General features: G+C 70.5%; 12 protein-coding genes. 10 read left to right on the forward strand and 2 right to left on the reverse strand.

Annotation, left to right across the window (positions count from 1 at the left end; genetic code table 11):
- Positions 1-50 precede the first annotated feature (50 nt).
- Together DEJ05_RS04075 and DEJ05_RS04080 are read right to left on the reverse strand one after the other, a co-directional pair.
- On the reverse strand, positions 51-2,012 hold the full coding sequence (locus DEJ05_RS04075) for a glycoside hydrolase family 15 protein (protein WP_258376079.1): 1,962 nt from the start codon (positions 2,010-2,012) through the stop codon (positions 51-53).
- Positions 2,013-2,090: 78 nt separating this feature from the next.
- Positions 2,091-3,155, reverse strand: coding sequence for an App1 family protein (locus DEJ05_RS04080; protein ID WP_110864632.1), 1,065 nt, complete (start codon positions 3,153-3,155; stop codon positions 2,091-2,093).
- Between the two features lie 153 nt (positions 3,156-3,308).
- On the opposite strand from DEJ05_RS04080, the gene DEJ05_RS04085 reads away from it, so the two are divergent.
- The 10 genes from DEJ05_RS04085 (at position 3,309) to leuS (ending at position 16,161) form a co-directional block, all read left to right on the forward strand.
- A complete protein-coding gene (locus DEJ05_RS04085; RefSeq protein ID WP_110864633.1) occupies positions 3,309-3,956 on the forward strand; it encodes a TetR/AcrR family transcriptional regulator in 648 nt (215 codons plus the stop codon).
- A gap of 229 nt (positions 3,957-4,185) precedes the next feature.
- Positions 4,186-5,112, forward strand: coding sequence for an ABC transporter ATP-binding protein (locus DEJ05_RS04090; protein WP_027465271.1), 927 nt, complete (start codon positions 4,186-4,188; stop codon positions 5,110-5,112).
- Entirely contained in the window at positions 5,109-5,825 is a 717-nt protein-coding gene (locus tag DEJ05_RS04095) for an ABC transporter permease (protein WP_110864634.1), read from the forward strand. Before DEJ05_RS04090 ends, DEJ05_RS04095 begins: the two co-directional genes overlap by 4 nt.
- Positions 5,822-6,550, forward strand: a complete 729-nt coding sequence (locus tag DEJ05_RS04100; protein ID WP_071405717.1) for an ABC transporter permease — start codon at positions 5,822-5,824, stop codon at positions 6,548-6,550. Before DEJ05_RS04095 ends, DEJ05_RS04100 begins: the two co-directional genes overlap by 4 nt.
- Positions 6,547-7,470, forward strand: a complete 924-nt coding sequence (locus tag DEJ05_RS04105; protein WP_111030353.1) for an ABC transporter substrate-binding protein — start codon at positions 6,547-6,549, stop codon at positions 7,468-7,470. Before DEJ05_RS04100 ends, DEJ05_RS04105 begins: the two co-directional genes overlap by 4 nt.
- A gap of 273 nt (positions 7,471-7,743) precedes the next feature.
- The gene (locus DEJ05_RS04110) at positions 7,744-9,156 is read left to right on the forward strand and encodes a cytochrome ubiquinol oxidase subunit I (RefSeq protein ID WP_027465275.1); all 1,413 of its coding nucleotides are present in this window, start codon (positions 7,744-7,746) and stop codon (positions 9,154-9,156) included.
- A 16-nt stretch (positions 9,157-9,172) separates the two neighbouring features.
- Complete coding sequence (gene cydB, locus DEJ05_RS04115; RefSeq protein ID WP_110864636.1) at positions 9,173-10,177, forward strand: cytochrome d ubiquinol oxidase subunit II; 1,005 nt, start codon at positions 9,173-9,175, stop codon at positions 10,175-10,177.
- 10 nt (positions 10,178-10,187) lie between these two features.
- The gene (cydD, locus tag DEJ05_RS04120) at positions 10,188-11,864 is read left to right on the forward strand and encodes a thiol reductant ABC exporter subunit CydD (protein WP_111109798.1); all 1,677 of its coding nucleotides are present in this window, start codon (positions 10,188-10,190) and stop codon (positions 11,862-11,864) included.
- Positions 11,861-13,549 carry a thiol reductant ABC exporter subunit CydC gene (cydC, locus tag DEJ05_RS04125; RefSeq protein ID WP_111109799.1) on the forward strand — a complete coding sequence of 563 codons (1,689 nt, stop codon included), beginning with the start codon at positions 11,861-11,863 and terminating at the stop codon, positions 13,547-13,549. Before cydD ends, cydC begins: the two co-directional genes overlap by 4 nt.
- 50 nt (positions 13,550-13,599) lie before the next feature.
- On the forward strand, positions 13,600-16,161 hold the full coding sequence (gene leuS, locus DEJ05_RS04130; RefSeq protein WP_111109800.1) for a leucine--tRNA ligase: 2,562 nt from the start codon (positions 13,600-13,602) through the stop codon (positions 16,159-16,161).

Raw genomic sequence — 16,161 nt, forward strand, 5'->3', positions numbered from 1 at the left:
CCGGGCCTCCCGTCCGTCGTGGAGTCGCCATCAGGGCATCGCGGGACGCATCAGGCGGGGGAGCCGGCGCGCTCACCCTCGCCCGTCCACGACCGGGTGCCGCCGTCGTGGACGGGCAACCGCGTGCGGTGCCCGACGGTCGCGCCACGGGCGCGCTCGATGGCGTCCGCTGCCGACACGAGCGTCAGGTGCGACAGCACCTGCGGGGTGTTGCCGATGTGGTGCCCGGTGGCGACGTCGATCTCCTCCGAGAGCATGCCGACGTCGTTGGCGTACCCGACGAGCACGTCCATCAGGCGCTCGGCGTCCTCGACCCGGCCCGAGGCGGCGTACTGCTCCACCAGCCAGAACGAGCACGCCAGGAACGGGTGCTCGGCGCCGGACAGCCCGTCGAAGCCTGCCGTCGTGCGGTAGCGGAGCACGAGGCCGTCGTCGCCGACGCGCAGGTCCTCCTCGATGGCGCGAACAGTGCCCGTCATCCGGGGGTCGTCGGCGCGGCAGAACCCGACCTGCGGCAGGACGAGCAGGCTCGCGTCGACCTCGTCGGTGTCGTAGTGCTGGCGGAACGAACCGCGCTCGGCGTTCCAGCCGTGCTCCTCGATCTCGGCGCGGACGGTGTCGCGCAGGGTGCGCCAACGGTCGACGGGGCCCTCGAGGCCGAACTCCTCGACCGCGGCGACCCCACGGTCGAACGCGGCCCAGATCATCACCCGCGAGTGCGTGAAGCTGCGCCGCGGCCCCCGCATCTCCCAGATGCCGTTGTCCGGCTCCTGCCAGTGCTCCTCGACGTAGCCGAGCAGTGCCCGCTGCAGCGCCCAGGAGTCGGCGTTCTCCTCGACCCCGAGCTCGCGGGCGTCGTGCAGTGCCGCGAGCACCTCGCCGAAGACGTCGCCCTGGTACTGCGTCGAGGCGCCGTTGCCGACGCGCACGGGCGTCGAGCCGAGGTACCCGGGCAGCTCGGGCAGCTCACGTTCGGGCAGCTCGCGTTCGCCGGCGATGCCGTACATGATCTGCACGTCTGCGGGGTCGCCCGCGATCGCGCGCAGCAGCCAGCCGCGCCAGTGCGTGGCCTCGTCGCGGTAGCCGTGGGCGATGAGCGATGCGAGCGCGAGGGAGGCGTCGCGCAGCCACACGTAGCGGTAGTCCCAGTTGCGTTCGCCGCCCGGGTCCTCCGGCAGGCCCGTGGTCGCGGCGGCGACGACGCCACCGGTGTCGCCGTGGGTCATCGCGCGGAGGAACACCAGCGACCGTCGTGCGGCGTCTGCGTACCGACCGGTGGTCTGCGCCGGGGCGGTCCACGCCGTCCACCACTGCACCGTGTGGGCGAGGGCCGCGTCGACGTCGAGTGGCTCCGGCGGCTCGCGGTGCGACGGGTACCAGGTGAGCACCGTGTCGAGCACGTCGCCGTCGTGGATCGTCGTGACGGCGGTGTGCCGGTGGTCGTCGGCGCGGAACTGCGGTCCCCGCACGATCACCGAGCCCGGACCGGCCGTCGCGAGCAGCGCCGGTTCGTCGTCGTCCCCGATCTGCCGGATCCACGGCAGGGCCCGTGCGTAGTCGAACCGGATCCGGAGCGTCTGCCGGAGTTCGACGGTGCCACGGAGCCCGCGCACCCGGCGGACGATCGAGGGGCGGTGCGCGCCGACGGGCATGAACTCGGTGACCTCGACCACACCGTCACGGGTGGTCCACACGGTCGAGAGCACCAGGGTGTCGCCGTGGTACCGCCACTCGGCCGTGGCCTCGTCGTCGACGGGTCGCAGGGTCCAGTGGCCGTGGTCCTCCGTGCCGAGCAGTGAGGCGAAGGTGGACGAGCTGTCGAAGCGTGGCAGGCACGCCCAGTCGATGGTCCCGTCGCGGCCGACCAGGGCAGCGGTGCCGGTGTCGCCGATCAGGGCGTGGTCCTCGATGCGGTTCGGCGGTGTGTGCGGTGCGGCTGGGCGTGGTGCTGCTGGGCGTGGTGCGGCTGGGTGTGGTGCGGCTTCGGGCGGTGCGGCCGGCTCGGTGCTCATGGACCGATCGAACACCCGGTGCCCGAGCGCCGCGGTCGGCGACGGGGGCTCCGGGCCGAGAACGTGATGAAGGGTCGCTCAGGCCGGGTCGGAGGCGTCGGACTCGATGATGCCGACCCGCGCGAGCTCGCTCCACAGACCGGCGCCGTCCGGTGCGTACACCCAGGGTGCCGACGAGTCACGGGAGCGTTCCTGCGCCCGCGAGCGTCCGCCGGCCAGGACCGCTTCGCTCGTGGACAGCTGCCGGATGGCGACGCCCGCGACGTTGTCCGGGTGCTCCCGCGAGAAGTCGCCGTAGAGGCTCTCGTCGTGCTGTCCGTCGTCGCCGACCAGGAGCCAGCGGATGTCCGGGAAGTCCTTCGCGAGCCGGCGCAGGTTCTCCTGTTTGTGCAGCTGCCCGCTGCGGAAGAACCGGTCGTGGGTGGGACCCCAGTCGGTGAGCAGGAGCGTGCCGGACGGGTACATGTTGCGCGACAGGAAGCGCTGCAGCGTCGGCGCGACGTTCCACGCTCCGGTCGACAGGTAGACCGTCGGGGAACCGGGGTGCTGCGCGAGGATCCGTTCGTACAGCACGGACATGCCGGGCACGGGGCGGCGGGCGTGCTCGGTCAGGACGAACGAGTTCCAGGCGGCGAGCATGGGGCGGGGGAGCGAGGTCACCATCACGGTGTCGTCGATGTCGGACAGCAGCCCGAAGCGGGTGTCCGGGTGCACGACGAACACGTCGGCCTCGACGTCGCGCCCGCCGCCCGCCGACAGCCGTACGGTGCGCCAGCCGGGCTCGAGGTCGATCGGGACGATGGTGTCGACGACGCCGCCACGGTCGGTCTGCACCACGTGGGAGACGCCGCCGGCGGTGACGGTGACCTCGGCGTGGTCGACGGCGACGCTCGTGAAGCTCTTCCAGCCGCGGACTCCGGCGTAGGAGACGTCGGAGGCGAGACCCCGGCGCGTCAGCAGCACACGGCAGAGGATGCGCACCCAACCGGGTGCGCCGTAGCCGGTGTACGGGACCACCGTCGGGACGAGTCCGCGACGGCGTGCACGGTGCTCGCGGAACTCCTGGACGGCGTCCTCGATGCGGGCCGCGCGGTGCAGGAGCGGCTCGGCCAACGACGGCTCGTGGGGCGTCGGGTCGGGCATGGCGTCATCCTCCCACGGGCGGCTGACGAAACCCGCGCGCTGGACAGAACTGGTGCGTCGCAAGTGGTGAGTCGCAGCCACGTTCCAGGTGCGTTCTGCGAAAGTTGTCCCCGTCACACCAACCAACCGCGCTGGAGCGCAAGAGGAGAACACGTGCTCGTCACCGAGGTAACGAACGCTCTGCCGGGGGGATCATCACTGCTCAGGAACGAGCCGGTCCAAGCCCGCAGTTCGGCGCGCCTCGCCGGCCTCCTCGACGCCGCAGCCGCGGTGATCGACGAGATCGGGTTCGAACGGCTCACGACCGCCATGGTCGCCGAGCGCGCGGGGGCGTCGATCGGCACCGTCTACCGGTACTTCCCGGACCGCATCGCCGTGGTCGAGGCACTCGCGATCCGCTGCACCCAGCGGCTCGCCGCCCGCTTCGTCGAGGCGCTCGACGCCAGTGGCGCCGAGACCTGGCAGGACGCCAACGACGCGCTCATCGACATGACCGCGGAGATGTACCGCACCGAGCCCGGCTTCCGGGCCATCCGCTTCGGCGACCCGGCGGACACCGGAACGGGCGACGCGGAGGACCGCATGGGTGCGCTCGGCGCGGCCGTCGGCCAGATCATGCGCGACCGCTTCGGCCTGCCGGACGACGAGCGCATCACCCGCGCCTGGGTCGTCCTCGCCGAGTCCGGTCACGCGGTGCTGGCACGGGCACACCGCGACCGCGAGCACCCCGACACGGAGCTGATCGAGGAGTACCGCCGGATGAACCGTGCGCACCTGGAATCGGTGATCGCCGCTTCCTGACCGTCCCGTCGAACCGGCGCGACACGCCGGAGACCGAACCGACCCGCCCGCGCCTCCGAACACCGAGGCGCGGGCGTCGTCGTCCCCGCCGATCCCGTGGTGTCCGTCGGCATCCCCACCGACCTGTGCACCGCCGCGGGTCCGTCACGGATCGTCACAGCGAACCGATGTCGGCACCCCCGGGTACTCTCATCCGGAGTCGGGCTACCTCCGAACAGAAGGGCACCCCATGATCGAGTTCCGCTCGGTGCGCAAGACCTACCCGGACGGCACGACTGCGGTCGAGCACTTCGATCTGGTCATCCCGTCCCGGACCACCACCGTCTTCGTCGGATCCAGCGGCTGTGGCAAGACCACGCTGCTCCGCATGATCAACCGCATGGTCGACCCCACGTCCGGAACCGTCGAGATCGACGGCTCGGACGTCGCCGGGATCAACCCCGTCGAGCTCCGTCGCCACATCGGGTACGTCATGCAGAACTCCGGACTGCTGCCGCACCGCAAGGTCGTCGACAACATCGCGACCGTCCCGCTGCTGACCGGCGTCTCCAAGGCCGACGCTCGCAAGCGCGCCCTCGAGCTCATGGACACCGTCGGACTCGACCGTGCCTTCGCCGACCGGTACCCGTCACAGCTGTCCGGCGGCCAGCAGCAGCGCGTCGGTGTGGCCCGCGGCCTGGCCGTCGACCCGAACATCCTGCTCATGGACGAGCCGTTCGGTGCGGTGGACCCGCTGGTGCGCAACGACCTGCAGGACGAGCTCATCCGCCTGCAGCGCGAACTCGGCAAGACCGTCGTGTTCGTGACGCACGACATCGACGAGGCGTTCAAGCTCGGCGACCAGGTCGTCATCCTCAAGAAGGGCGGCGAGATCGCCCAGCAGGGGACGCCGGCCGAGATCCTCGCCGCACCCGCCGACGACTTCGTCGCCACGTTCATCGGCGCCGGCCGCGGGCGCCGCGCGCTCCGCGTCGAGCAGACCCCGACCGGTCCGATCGTCGTCGACGGTGAAGGCCGCGCAGCCGGCGTGCTGACGGGCCCCGTCGGGGTCGTCGACGCCGCCGAGGCCGTTCCGCAGTCCGACTCCCGAGCAGCAGAGGCCGGAGCGTCCCACGACGCACCGGGTGCCCCGGCGCAGGGTGGGGGCACCCGGTGAAGTGGGTGCTGGCGAACCTCGACACGATCTGGGACAACACGGTCTCCCACCTCGCGATCGCGATCCCGCCGATCATCGTCGCGTTCCTGCTGTCGATCCCGATCGGGTGGCTGGTGGTCCGGCTGCAGCGCCCCGGTGGCTCGCGCTTCGCCTCGGGTGTGGGCAGCAGCATCGTGACCCTCGCCGGTCTGCTCTACGCCATCCCGTCGCTCGCCCTGTTCGTCGCCCTGCCGAGCATCATCGGCACCGGCCTGCAGAGCCCGATCAACGTCGTCATCGGTCTGACCTTGTACGGCCTCGCCCTGATGGTCCGTTCCACGGTCGACGGGCTGACCTCGGTCGACTCCGAGACCAAGTCCGCCTCGACCGCCATGGGCTACTCGCCGGCGCAGCGGTTCTTCCGGGTGGAGCTCCCGCTCGCCGGTCCGGTCCTGCTGGCCGGGCTCCGGGTGGTCTCGGTCTCCACGATCTCGCTGACCACGGTCGGCGCGGTCCTCGGCATCCCGAGTCTCGGCCTGCTGTTCACCGACGGCCTGGGGCGCGGGATCTACGAGGAGATCCTCTCCGGCATCGTGATGGTGCTCGTGCTCGCCTTCGCCCTCGACGGCCTCCTCGTGCTGCTCGGGCGCCTGGTCATGCCGTGGACCCGGACGAACTCGGTGTCACGCCGACAGGCTCGCCGAGTCCTGCAAGCAGCGGAGGTCTCCTCGTGATCATCGGTCAGGCCTTCGCGTGGGTGTTCGACCCCACGAACTACGGCGGGTACAACGGCATCCCCACGCGCCTCTGGGAGCACGTCTGGATCACCCTGCTCGCGGTGCTCATCGCCGCGGTCATCGCCGTGCCGGTCGGGTACGCGATCGGCCACACCCGCCGTGCTCGTGGCTTCTCGATCGCGGTGTCCGGCGGGGTGCGGGCGCTCCCGACGCTCGGCGTGCTCTCGCTGTTCGGGCTGCTGCTCGGCATCGGGCTGCAGGCTCCCTTGCTCGCCCTCGTCATCCTGGCGATCCCGTCGGTGCTCGCCGGTGCGTACTCCGGCATCGAGTCCGTCGACCCGGGGGTCGTCGACGCCGCGAAGGCCCAGGGCATGACCGGCTGGCAGATCCTGTGGAAGGTCGAGATCCCGCTCGGGCTCCCGCTCCTGATCGGTGGCATCCGCGCCGCGGTGCTGCAGGTCGTCGCGACGGCCACGCTCGCCGCGTACGTCGGGGCCGGTGGCCTCGGCGGCTACTTCTTCCTCGGCTTGAAGACCCAGGACTACGCCGAGATGCTCGGCGCCTCCATCCTCGTGATCGCCCTCGCGATCGCGTTCGAGATCGTGTTCGCCGTGCTGCAGCGGGCGGCGGTGCCGAAGGGCACCGCGGACCCGTCGGCCCGACAGCGTCAGGGGTCGCGTGAGCGAGCCCGCAATCCACTCCCGGAAGGAAATCCCTCGTGATCACAGCACTCAAGATCCGCGCCGGTGTCGCCGCCGCGATGGCGGTCGGCGTCGTCGCCGCCCTCGCCGGCTGCGCGTCGAGCGACCCGCTCGACAGCGGTTCCAGCGACTCGTCCGACTCGAAGACCATCGTCGTCGGCTCGCAGCAGTACTACTCGAACGAGATCATCGCCGAGCTGTACGCCCAGGTCCTCGAGAAGGACGGCTTCGACGTGAAGCGCAACTTCAACATCGGGCAGCGTGAGGTCTACATCCCGCAGCTCGAGAAGGGCGCCATCGACGTCATGCCCGAGTACAGCGGCAACCTGCTGCAGTACTTCGACAAGGACTCGGACGCGAAGACCGCCGACCAGATCGATGACGGGCTCGACAAGGCCCTGCCGAAGGGCCTCCGGGTCCTCGACGAGGCCGACGCGACCGACCAGGACAGCTACACCGTCACGAAGAAGTTCTCCGAGGACAACGACGTCACGAGCCTGGCCGACCTGAAGAACGTCGACGAGAAGCTCACCGTGGGCGCCAACTCCGAGAACCAGACGCGGCCGTACGGCCCGAAGGGGCTCAAGTCGGTCTACGGCGTCGACGTCGACTTCAAGGCGATCGAGGACGGCGGCGGTGCCCTGACCGTCAAGGCGCTCAAGGACGACACCGTCCAGCTGGCCGACATCTACACCGCCGACCCGAGCATCAAGGCGAACGGCTTCGTCACGCTGAAGGACCCGGAGAACCTGATCCTGCCGCAGAACGTCGTGCCGGTCGTCTCGAAGAAGGTCAACGAGAAGGCTGCGGACGCGATCGACTCGGTCAACGAGAAGCTCACGACCGAGGCCCTGATCGAGCTCAACACCAAGAGCACGGCCGACAAGGAGAAGGCGTCCACCATCGCCGAGGACTGGCTCAAGGCCGAGGGTCTGCTGTAACCACAGCCCTCCGAACAAAGCGACAGGCGTCGGGTGTCCACCCGGCGCCTGTCGTCGTTCGTGGAGCAGGCAGCGCGAACATCCGTGCCGCACGGTTGTGCCGTGCAGGGGCCGTGCACGTTTGTGCAGAGACTGGTTCTACAAGTTGTCGAAGTGGAGTCCAGCGCGATAGCGTTGGGGTGTCCCAAGGGCTGTGACACCTGATGTATCCGTTCCACAGGAAGCAACTGACGTGCACGAACAGCGCGCGGCCACCCGTCTCGGAATCGCCGCATGAACGACCTCCTCGATCCGCTCCTCCTGTCGCGGTGGCAGTTCGGTCTGACGACCATCTACCACTTCCTCTTCGTCCCGCTGACGATCGGCATGGCAGCCGTGGTGGCCGTGTTCCAGACCGCCTGGTACCGGACCGGCCGCGCGCACTACCTGCAGCTGACGCGGTTCTTCGGGCGGATCTTCCTGATCAACTTCGCGATGGGTGTCGTGACGGGCATCGTGCAGGAGTTCCAGTTCGGCATGAACTGGTCGAACTACTCGCGCTTCGTCGGTGACGTCTTCGGCGCACCGCTCGCGCTCGAGGGGATCCTGGCGTTCTTCTTCGAAGCGGCCTTCATCGGCATCTGGATCTTCGGCTGGGACCGCCTGCCCAAGGGCCTGCACCTGGCGAGCATCTGGTGCGTGAGCGCCGGCACGATCATGTCGGCGTACTTCATCATCGCCGCGAACGCGTTCATGCAGCACCCGGTCGGCTTCGCGATGAACGAGGCCAAGGGCCGTGCGGAGCTCACCGACATCTGGGCGGTGCTCGGCAACAAGGTCGCCCTGGCCGCGTTCCCGCACACGCTCTTCGCCTGCTTCATGGTCGCCGCGGCGGTCATCATCTCGGTCGCGGCCTACCACCTGGCCCGCAACCAGAACCTCGAGACGATGATGCCGGCGCTCAAGTTCGGCATGTGGACCATGCTCGCGGCCGGCGCGCTGACCGTCCTGACCGGCGACCAGCTCGGCCTGACGATGGTCGACACGCAGCCGATGAAGATGGCGGCGGCCGAGGCGCTGTACAACACCGCGACCGGCAAGGACGCCTCGTTCTCGATCTTCACGCTCGGCACGCCCGACGGCGTGCACGAGCTGTTCTCGATCCGGGTGCCGTACCTGCTGTCGTTCCTGTCGACGCACACGTTCAACGGCACGGTCGAGGGCATCAACGACCTGCAGGCGCAGTACACGCAGGTGTACGGCCCCGGCGACTACAAGCCGATCATCTGGGTCACCTACTGGTCGTTCCGCTGGATGATCGCCCTCGGCGTCGGCGCGGTCATGGTCTCGCTGGTCGGGCTGTGGCTGACCCGCAAGGGCCGGTTCCCGACGCAGCGCTGGGTGTGGCGCATCGCCACCTGGACGGTGCCGCTGCCGATGGCCGCGATGATCGTCGGTTGGGTCTTCACCGAGATGGGCCGCCAGCCGTGGCTCGTGTTCGGGCTGCTCCAGACGAAGGACGGTGTGTCGCCGAACGTGACCGGGCTCGAGGTCCTCATCTCGCTGCTGGTCTTCACCCTGATCTACGGCTCGCTGGCCGTCGTCGAGTTCAAGCTCATCAAGAAGGTCGCGCAAGAGGGGCCCGCCGACCCGGACGAGGTCGACGAGGAGACCGGCGAGGTCAAGCACGAAGTGACGGTCTACTAGAAATGGACGCTGCCTGATGGATCTCCCCGTTCTCTGGTTCGCGATCGTCGGCGTCTTCTTCGTCGGCTACTTCGTCCTCGACGGATTCGACTTCGGTGTCGGCATGTCCCTGCCGTTCCTCGGCAAGGACGACACCGACCGTCGGGTCCTGATCAACACCATCGGCCCGGTCTGGGACCTCAACGAGACCTGGGTCATCGTCGCCGGGGCGTGCCTGTTCGCGGCGTTCCCGGAGTGGTACGCCACGATGTTCTCCGGGTTCTACCTGGCGCTGCTGCTCATCCTCGCTGCACTCATCCTGCGAGGGGTGTCGTTCGAGTACCGGCACCAGAACAAGCACCTCGAGTGGAAGCGCCGCTTCGACCTGATGATCATCGTCGGCAGTGCGGTGCCGTCGTTCCTGTGGGGCGTCGCGTTCGGCAACGTCGTCCGTGGCATCCCGATGGACGCCGGGCACAACTACACCGGCACGATCTTCGACCTGCTCAACCCGTTCGCGCTGTTGACCGGCGCCGCGACGCTGCTGGTGTTCTTCACCCACGGGGTCGTCTTCGTCGCACTGAAGACCGAGGGCGACATCCGCGTCCGCGCCAAGCGCCTGGCGACCCGTGCGGGCATCGTCACGATCGTCGTCGGCGCCGCGTTCCTGGTGTCGATGGCCTTCGTCCGGGCCACCCCGGCCTCGCTGGTGCTCTCCGTGGTCGCCGCCCTGGCCCTGGTGCTCGCCGTGCTCTGCAACGCCTGGGGCAAGGAGGGGCGCGCCTTCACGCTGATGGCGGTCACCATCGCCGCGATCGTGCTCGCGATGTTCACGGCGATCTTCCCCGACGTCATGCCCGCCTCGAACGACGTCGCGAACAGCCTGAACGTGTACAACGCCTCGTCCGGGTCGTACACGCTGACCGTGATGAGCTGGGTCGCGCTGATCTTCGTGCCCCTGGTCTTCGCGTACCAGGCCTGGACCTACTGGGTGTTCCGCAAGCGCGTCTCCCGCGCCCACGTCACCGCGGCCGCGCACTAGGCAGACGACGATGAAGCCCCTCGACCCCCGACTCCTGCGGTTGTCCCGGACGGCGCGCGGCTTCATCGTCGCCGCCGCCGGCACCGGTGTCCTCCGCACGCTCGCGACCATCGCGATCGCGTGGGGGATCGCGGCGGCCGTCACCCTCGGGGTCGACGCCGTCGGCGACGGCAGGGTGCCGGCGGCGTTCGGGCAGGCGCTCGCGCTGCTCGGCGGGGCGTTCGTCCTGCGTGCGGTGGCCGCGTGGGCGACGGACGACCTGGCGGCGCGCGCTGCTGCGAAGGTGAAGAGCGAGATGCGCACGACGGTGCTCGCCCGCGCGGCCGAGCGAGGTCCGTCGTGGCTCGCGGGCCGGTCGAGCGCCGGCTTCGCCACCACGCTCGGCCCCGGGCTCGACGCACTCGACGCCTACTTCGGCCGGTACCTGCCGCAGCTCGCGCTCACCGCGATCGCGACGCCGATGCTCCTGGTCGCGATCGGCCTGGGCGACCTGACGAGCGGGCTGATCATCCTGTTCGCCCTGCCGGTGATCCCGGTCTTCATGATCCTGATCGGCCTGGCGACGCAGTCGCTGCAGCGAAAGCAGTCGGACGCCCTCGCGAAGCTGGGTGGCGCCTTCACCGAGGCCGTCGAGGGGCTCGCCACGCTCAAGGTGTTCGGCCGTGCCCGCCGCCAGGTCGGTCGCATCGGGGCGGTCACCGACGAGTACCGCCGGGGCACGATCGGCGTGCTCCGGCTGTCGTTCGTGAGCGGCTTCGCGCTCGAGCTCGCCGCGAGCCTGTCCGTCGCACTGGTCGCCGTCTCGATCGGCATCCGCCTGGTGGACGGCTCGCTCGGCCTCGGGGCCGCGATGTTCGTGCTCGTGCTGGCACCGGAGGCCTTCGCTCCCATCCGCCAGGTCGGCGCCGACTTCCACGCTGCCCAGGACGGCGTCGAGGCCTCGGCCGCGGTGCTCGACGTGCTGGCCGACGACGAGACCGCATCACCGTCCGCGACGGGCAGCAGCGGCGGCTGCGGGACCGACACGGACCCCGCAGCACCTGCATCCGCCCTGGACGTCCGCGGGCTCACCGTCCGCCGACCCGACGTCGTGATCGGACCGTTCGACCTGCACGCCGAGCCCGGCACCGTCGTCGTGCTGGCCGGCCCGAGCGGTTCCGGCAAGTCGAGCATCATCGCCGCACTCCGCGGCGTCCTGCCGCACGACGGCACCGTCACCGTGCCCGGCCCGGCCGGCGCGTCCGTCGCCGAGCGCACCACGTGGGCCGACCAGCGCCCGCGTCTCGTCCGCGGGACGATCGCCGAGAACGTCGCGCTCAGCGCGACCCCCGAGGACGCCGACGTGCGCACCGCCCTGGGCGACGCGGGGCTGGGACTCGACCCGGGCCTCCCGGTCGGCGCCGGTGGCAGCGGACTGTCCGGCGGCCAGGCACAGCGTGTCGCCGTCGCCCGCGCGCTGTACCGCGCACGCCGCGCCGCCACGCCCCTCGTGCTGCTCGACGAGCCGACGTCCGCGCTGGACGCCGAGGCCGAGGAACGCGTCATCGCGGCCGCCCGTGCCCTGGCAGCCGACGGCGCCGTGGTCGTGGTCGCCAGCCACCGACCCGCGGTCGTCGCCGCGGCGGACGTCCGCGTGGACGTCCGCGCCGGTGGGTCCGTGACGGTCCGCAACGGGGTGCGCGCATGAGCCGGGAGGCCCGTGGCGGCTCCGTCCTGCGGCTCGCGATGCCGCACGGGTCGGGTTGGGCGAAGGCGGTCGCCGCCGGGTCGCTCAGCGCGGTCTGCGCCGTCGCGCTCCTCGCCGCGAGCGGCTACCTGATCACCCGTGCCGCCGAGCACCCGCCGATCCTGTACCTGACGCTCGTGATGGTCGGCGTGCGTGCCTTCGCGCTGGGGCGTGCCGTGCTCCGGTACGTCGACCGGCTCGCCGGGCACGACGCGTCCTTCCGGCAACTGGCCGTGGTGCGGACGGAGATGTACCGGCGGCTGGCGTCGATCGCTCCCGCCGGACTCGGGCGGACCGGACGCGGCGACCTCATGACGCGCCTGGTGACCGACACCGACCGGTTGCAGGACCTGCCGATCCGCGTCGTCGGGCCGCTCGTCTCCGCCGGGGTCGTCGCGGTGCTGTCGGTCGTCGCCGTGGCGCTCGTGTCGGTGCCGGCGGCGCTCGTACTCGTCCTCGCGCTGGCGGTCGCGGCCCTGGTCGGCACGATCGTCACCCGGGCCATCGCCGAGCGCTCGGACCGCGAGACCGCCGCCGACCGGGGTCGCGTCGCGGACCTGGTGCTCGACACCGTCAGGACGCTCGACGTCTTCGCCGCGTACGGCACCCTCGACGAGCGGCTCGCGCACATCGCCCGGCTCGACGCGGGTGTCACCCGGGCCGTCCGGCGCCGTGGCACGGTCGAGTCGCTCGTCGGTGCCCTGGTCGGCCTGGTCGGTGGCGGTGCGGTGATCGGGATCCTCGCCGTCGGTGCCCCCGCCGTGGTGTCCGGTGCGCTCGACGGTCCGCTCTGGGCCCTGGCGGTCTTCGTGCCGCTGGCGCTCTTCGAGGTCGTCGGGACCGTCCCGCTCGCCGTCCTGACGCTCCGCCGGGTGCGTGCTGCGGCCGAACGGGTCGAGCAGGTCGTGCCCGCCGAGGTGCCCGTCGGCATCGTCCCCGAGCCCGACGAGGACGCCGACCCGGCGTCGCTCGTGGTCGAGGGGCCGGTCACGCTCGCCGTGCAGGACCTGACCGTCCGCTGGCCGGGAGCGGCCGAGCCGGCGGTCGACGGGGTCTCGTTCGCGCTCGCCCCCGGCGAGGTCGTCGTGCTCCAGGGGCCGAGCGGTGCCGGCAAGTCGACCCTGGTCGACGCGCTCGTCCGGTTCGTGGAGCACGAGGGCTCCTACACGCTCGACGGCGTCGAGGCGAAGGCGATGCACCCCGACGCGGTGCGGGCCCGGGTCGGCCTGATCGAACAGGACCCGTTCGTGTTCGACCAGTCGGTGCGGCAGAACCTGCTCTTCGCCCGCGAGACCGCGACCGACGAGGAACTGCTCGCCGTGCTCGACCGGGTCGGCCTGGGGGACTGGGTCGTCCGACGGGGCGGGCTGGACGCCTCGGTCGGGGAACGCGGCGTGCTCGTCTCCGGCGGCCAGGCGCACCGGCTCGCGCTCGCCCGCGCACTGCTGCACGCGTTCCCGGTGCTGGTGCTCGACGAACCGACCGCAGACATCGACCCGGACCTCGGTGACACCGTGCTGCGTGACCTCGTCACCACGGCCCGCACAGCGGGCCGGACGGTCGTCATCGTCTCGCACGTCCCGGTGGCGCCGGACCTGGTCGACCGCACCCTGCGGATGCGGGACGGACGCCTGCTCGCCGGGTGAGCCGACAGGCGGACGCGGGACGGGCCTCCCGGCTTGTATCGTTGACGACCGTGACCACCGAGCAGCACGCCGAGGACCCGAACGCCTACGACTTCCGTCGTATCCAGGAGAAGTGGCAGCCCCGCTGGGAAGAGCTCGGGCTCTTCACCACCGACCTCGACGACACCCGTCCGCGCAAGTACATCCTCGAGATGTTCCCGTACCCGTCCGGCGACCTGCACATGGGGCACGCCGAGAACTGGGCGCTCGGGGACTTCGTCGCGCGCTACTGGCGTCAGCAGGGCTTCAACGTGCTGCACCCGATCGGTTGGGACTCCTTCGGGCTGCCCGCCGAGAACGCGGCGATCAAGCGCGGGGTGGACCCGAAGGACTGGACCTACGCGAACATCGAGCAGCAGAAGGCGTCCTTCAAGCGCTACGCGCCGTCGTTCGACTGGACCACCGAGATCCACACCTCGGACCCCGAGTACTACAAGTGGAACCAGTGGCTGTTCCTGAAGATGTACGAGAAGGGCCTGGCGTACCGCAAGGACAGCTGGGTCAACTGGGACCCGGTGGACCAGACCGTGCTCGCGAACGAGCAGGTCCTGCCGGACGGCACCTCCGACCGCTCCGGCGCCGTCGTCGTGAAGAAGAAGCTCACGCAGTGGTACTTCAAGATCACCGAGTACGCCGACCGGCTGCTCGACGACCTGAACCAGCTCGAGGGGCGGTGGCCGGCGAAGGTCATCGCGCAGCAGCGCAACTGGATCGGCCGCTCGGTCGGTGCCGACGTCGACTTCGTGATCGAGGGCCGCGACGAGCCCATCACGGTCTTCACCACCCGCCCGGACACGATCCACGGGGCGACGTTCCTGGTCGTCGCGCCGGACTCCGACCTGGCGGCTGAGCTCGTCGCCGACCCGTCGGTGCCGGCCTCGGTCCGTGACGACTTCGACGCCTACCTGACGGCGACGCAGAAGACGTCCGAGATCGACCGGCAGAACGCCGACCGCCCGAAGACCGGTGTGCCGCTCGGCCGGTCCGCGATCCACCCGCTCACGGGGGAGCGCCTGCCCATCTGGGCCGCCGACTACGTGCTCGCCGACTACGGCCACGGCGCCGTGATGGCCGTGCCCGCGCACGACCAGCGCGACCTCGACTTCGCGCGGGCGTTCGACCTGCCCGTCAAGGTGGTCGTCGACACGAACGCCGCCGTCACCGGCGCGATCCCGGTCATCCCCGAGGGCGCGACGCTCGACGACTTCGACGTGCCGACCCTCGACCCGGTCGCCACCGGCGAAGCATTGACCGGTCAGGGCCGGATGATCAACTCCGGGCCGCTCGACGGCATGTCGAAGCAGCACGCCATCACCGCTGCCATCGCGCTGCTCGAAGAGCGCGGCACCGGCCGTGCCGCCAAGACCTACCGCCTGCGCGACTGGCTCATCTCGCGCCAGCGCTTCTGGGGCACCCCGATCCCGATCATCCACGGCGCCGACGGCACCGAGCACCCGGTGCCCGAGGACCAGCTGCCGATCGTGCTGCCCGACACCGAGGGGCTCGACCTCAAGCCGAAGGGCACGTCCCCGCTCGGTGGCGCGACCGACTGGGTGAACGTCCCGAACCCCGTCGACGGCACCCCGGCGCTCCGCGACACCGACACGATGGACACCTTCGTCGACTCGTCGTGGTACTTCCTGCGGTTCCTGTCGGCGAACGACGACACCCAGGCGTTCGATCCGGCAGCCGCACGCCGCTGGGCTCCGGTCGACCAGTACATCGGCGGCATCGAGCACGCGATCCTGCACCTGCTCTACGCCCGCTTCGTCACGAAGGTCCTGTTCGACCTCGGGTACCTCGACTTCACCGAGCCGTTCTCGGCGCTGCTCAACCAGGGCATGGTGCTGTCCGGTGGCTCGAAGATGTCGAAGTCGAAGGGCGGCGTCTCGCTCGGCGACGAGCTCGACGCGAACGGCGTCGACGCCATCCGACTGGTGATGGGCTTCGCCGGCCCGCCGGAGGACGACATCAACTGGGAGGACGTCTCCCCGTCCGCCTCTGCTCGGTTCCTGGCGCGGGCGTACCGCCTGGCGCTCGACGTCACGTCCGCACGCGACGTCGTGTGGGCTGACGGCGACCGGGCTCTCCGCCAGGTCACGCACCGGTTCCTCGCCGACGCCCCCGGGATGATGGAGTCGTTCAAGTTCAACGTCGTGGTCGCGCGACTGATGGACCTGGTCAACGTCACCCGCAAGGCGATCGACAGCGGCCCCGGTGCCGGTGACCCCGCCGTGCGCGAGGCCGTCGAGACCATCGCGCTCGGGCTGAGCGTCTTCGCGCCGTACACCGGCGAGGAGATGTGGGAGCGGCTGGGCTACGAGGCCACCGTCGCCACGTACGGCTGGCGGAAGGCCGACCCGACGCTGCTCGTGCAGGAGACCCTGACCGCCGTCGTGCAGGTCAACGGCAAGGTGCGTGACTCGTTCGAGGTGTCGAAGTCGATCGAGGCGGACGAGCTCGAGCAGCTCGCACGGTCGTCGGCGAACGTGCAGCGGTACATCGGTGACCGCGAGATCGTGAAGGTGATCGTCCGGGCGCCGAAGCTCGTGAACATCGCCATCAGGGGGTAG

It is taken from the genome of Curtobacterium sp. MCLR17_045 (assembly GCF_003234405.1).
Taxonomy (GTDB): Bacteria; Actinomycetota; Actinomycetes; order Actinomycetales; family Microbacteriaceae; genus Curtobacterium; species Curtobacterium flaccumfaciens.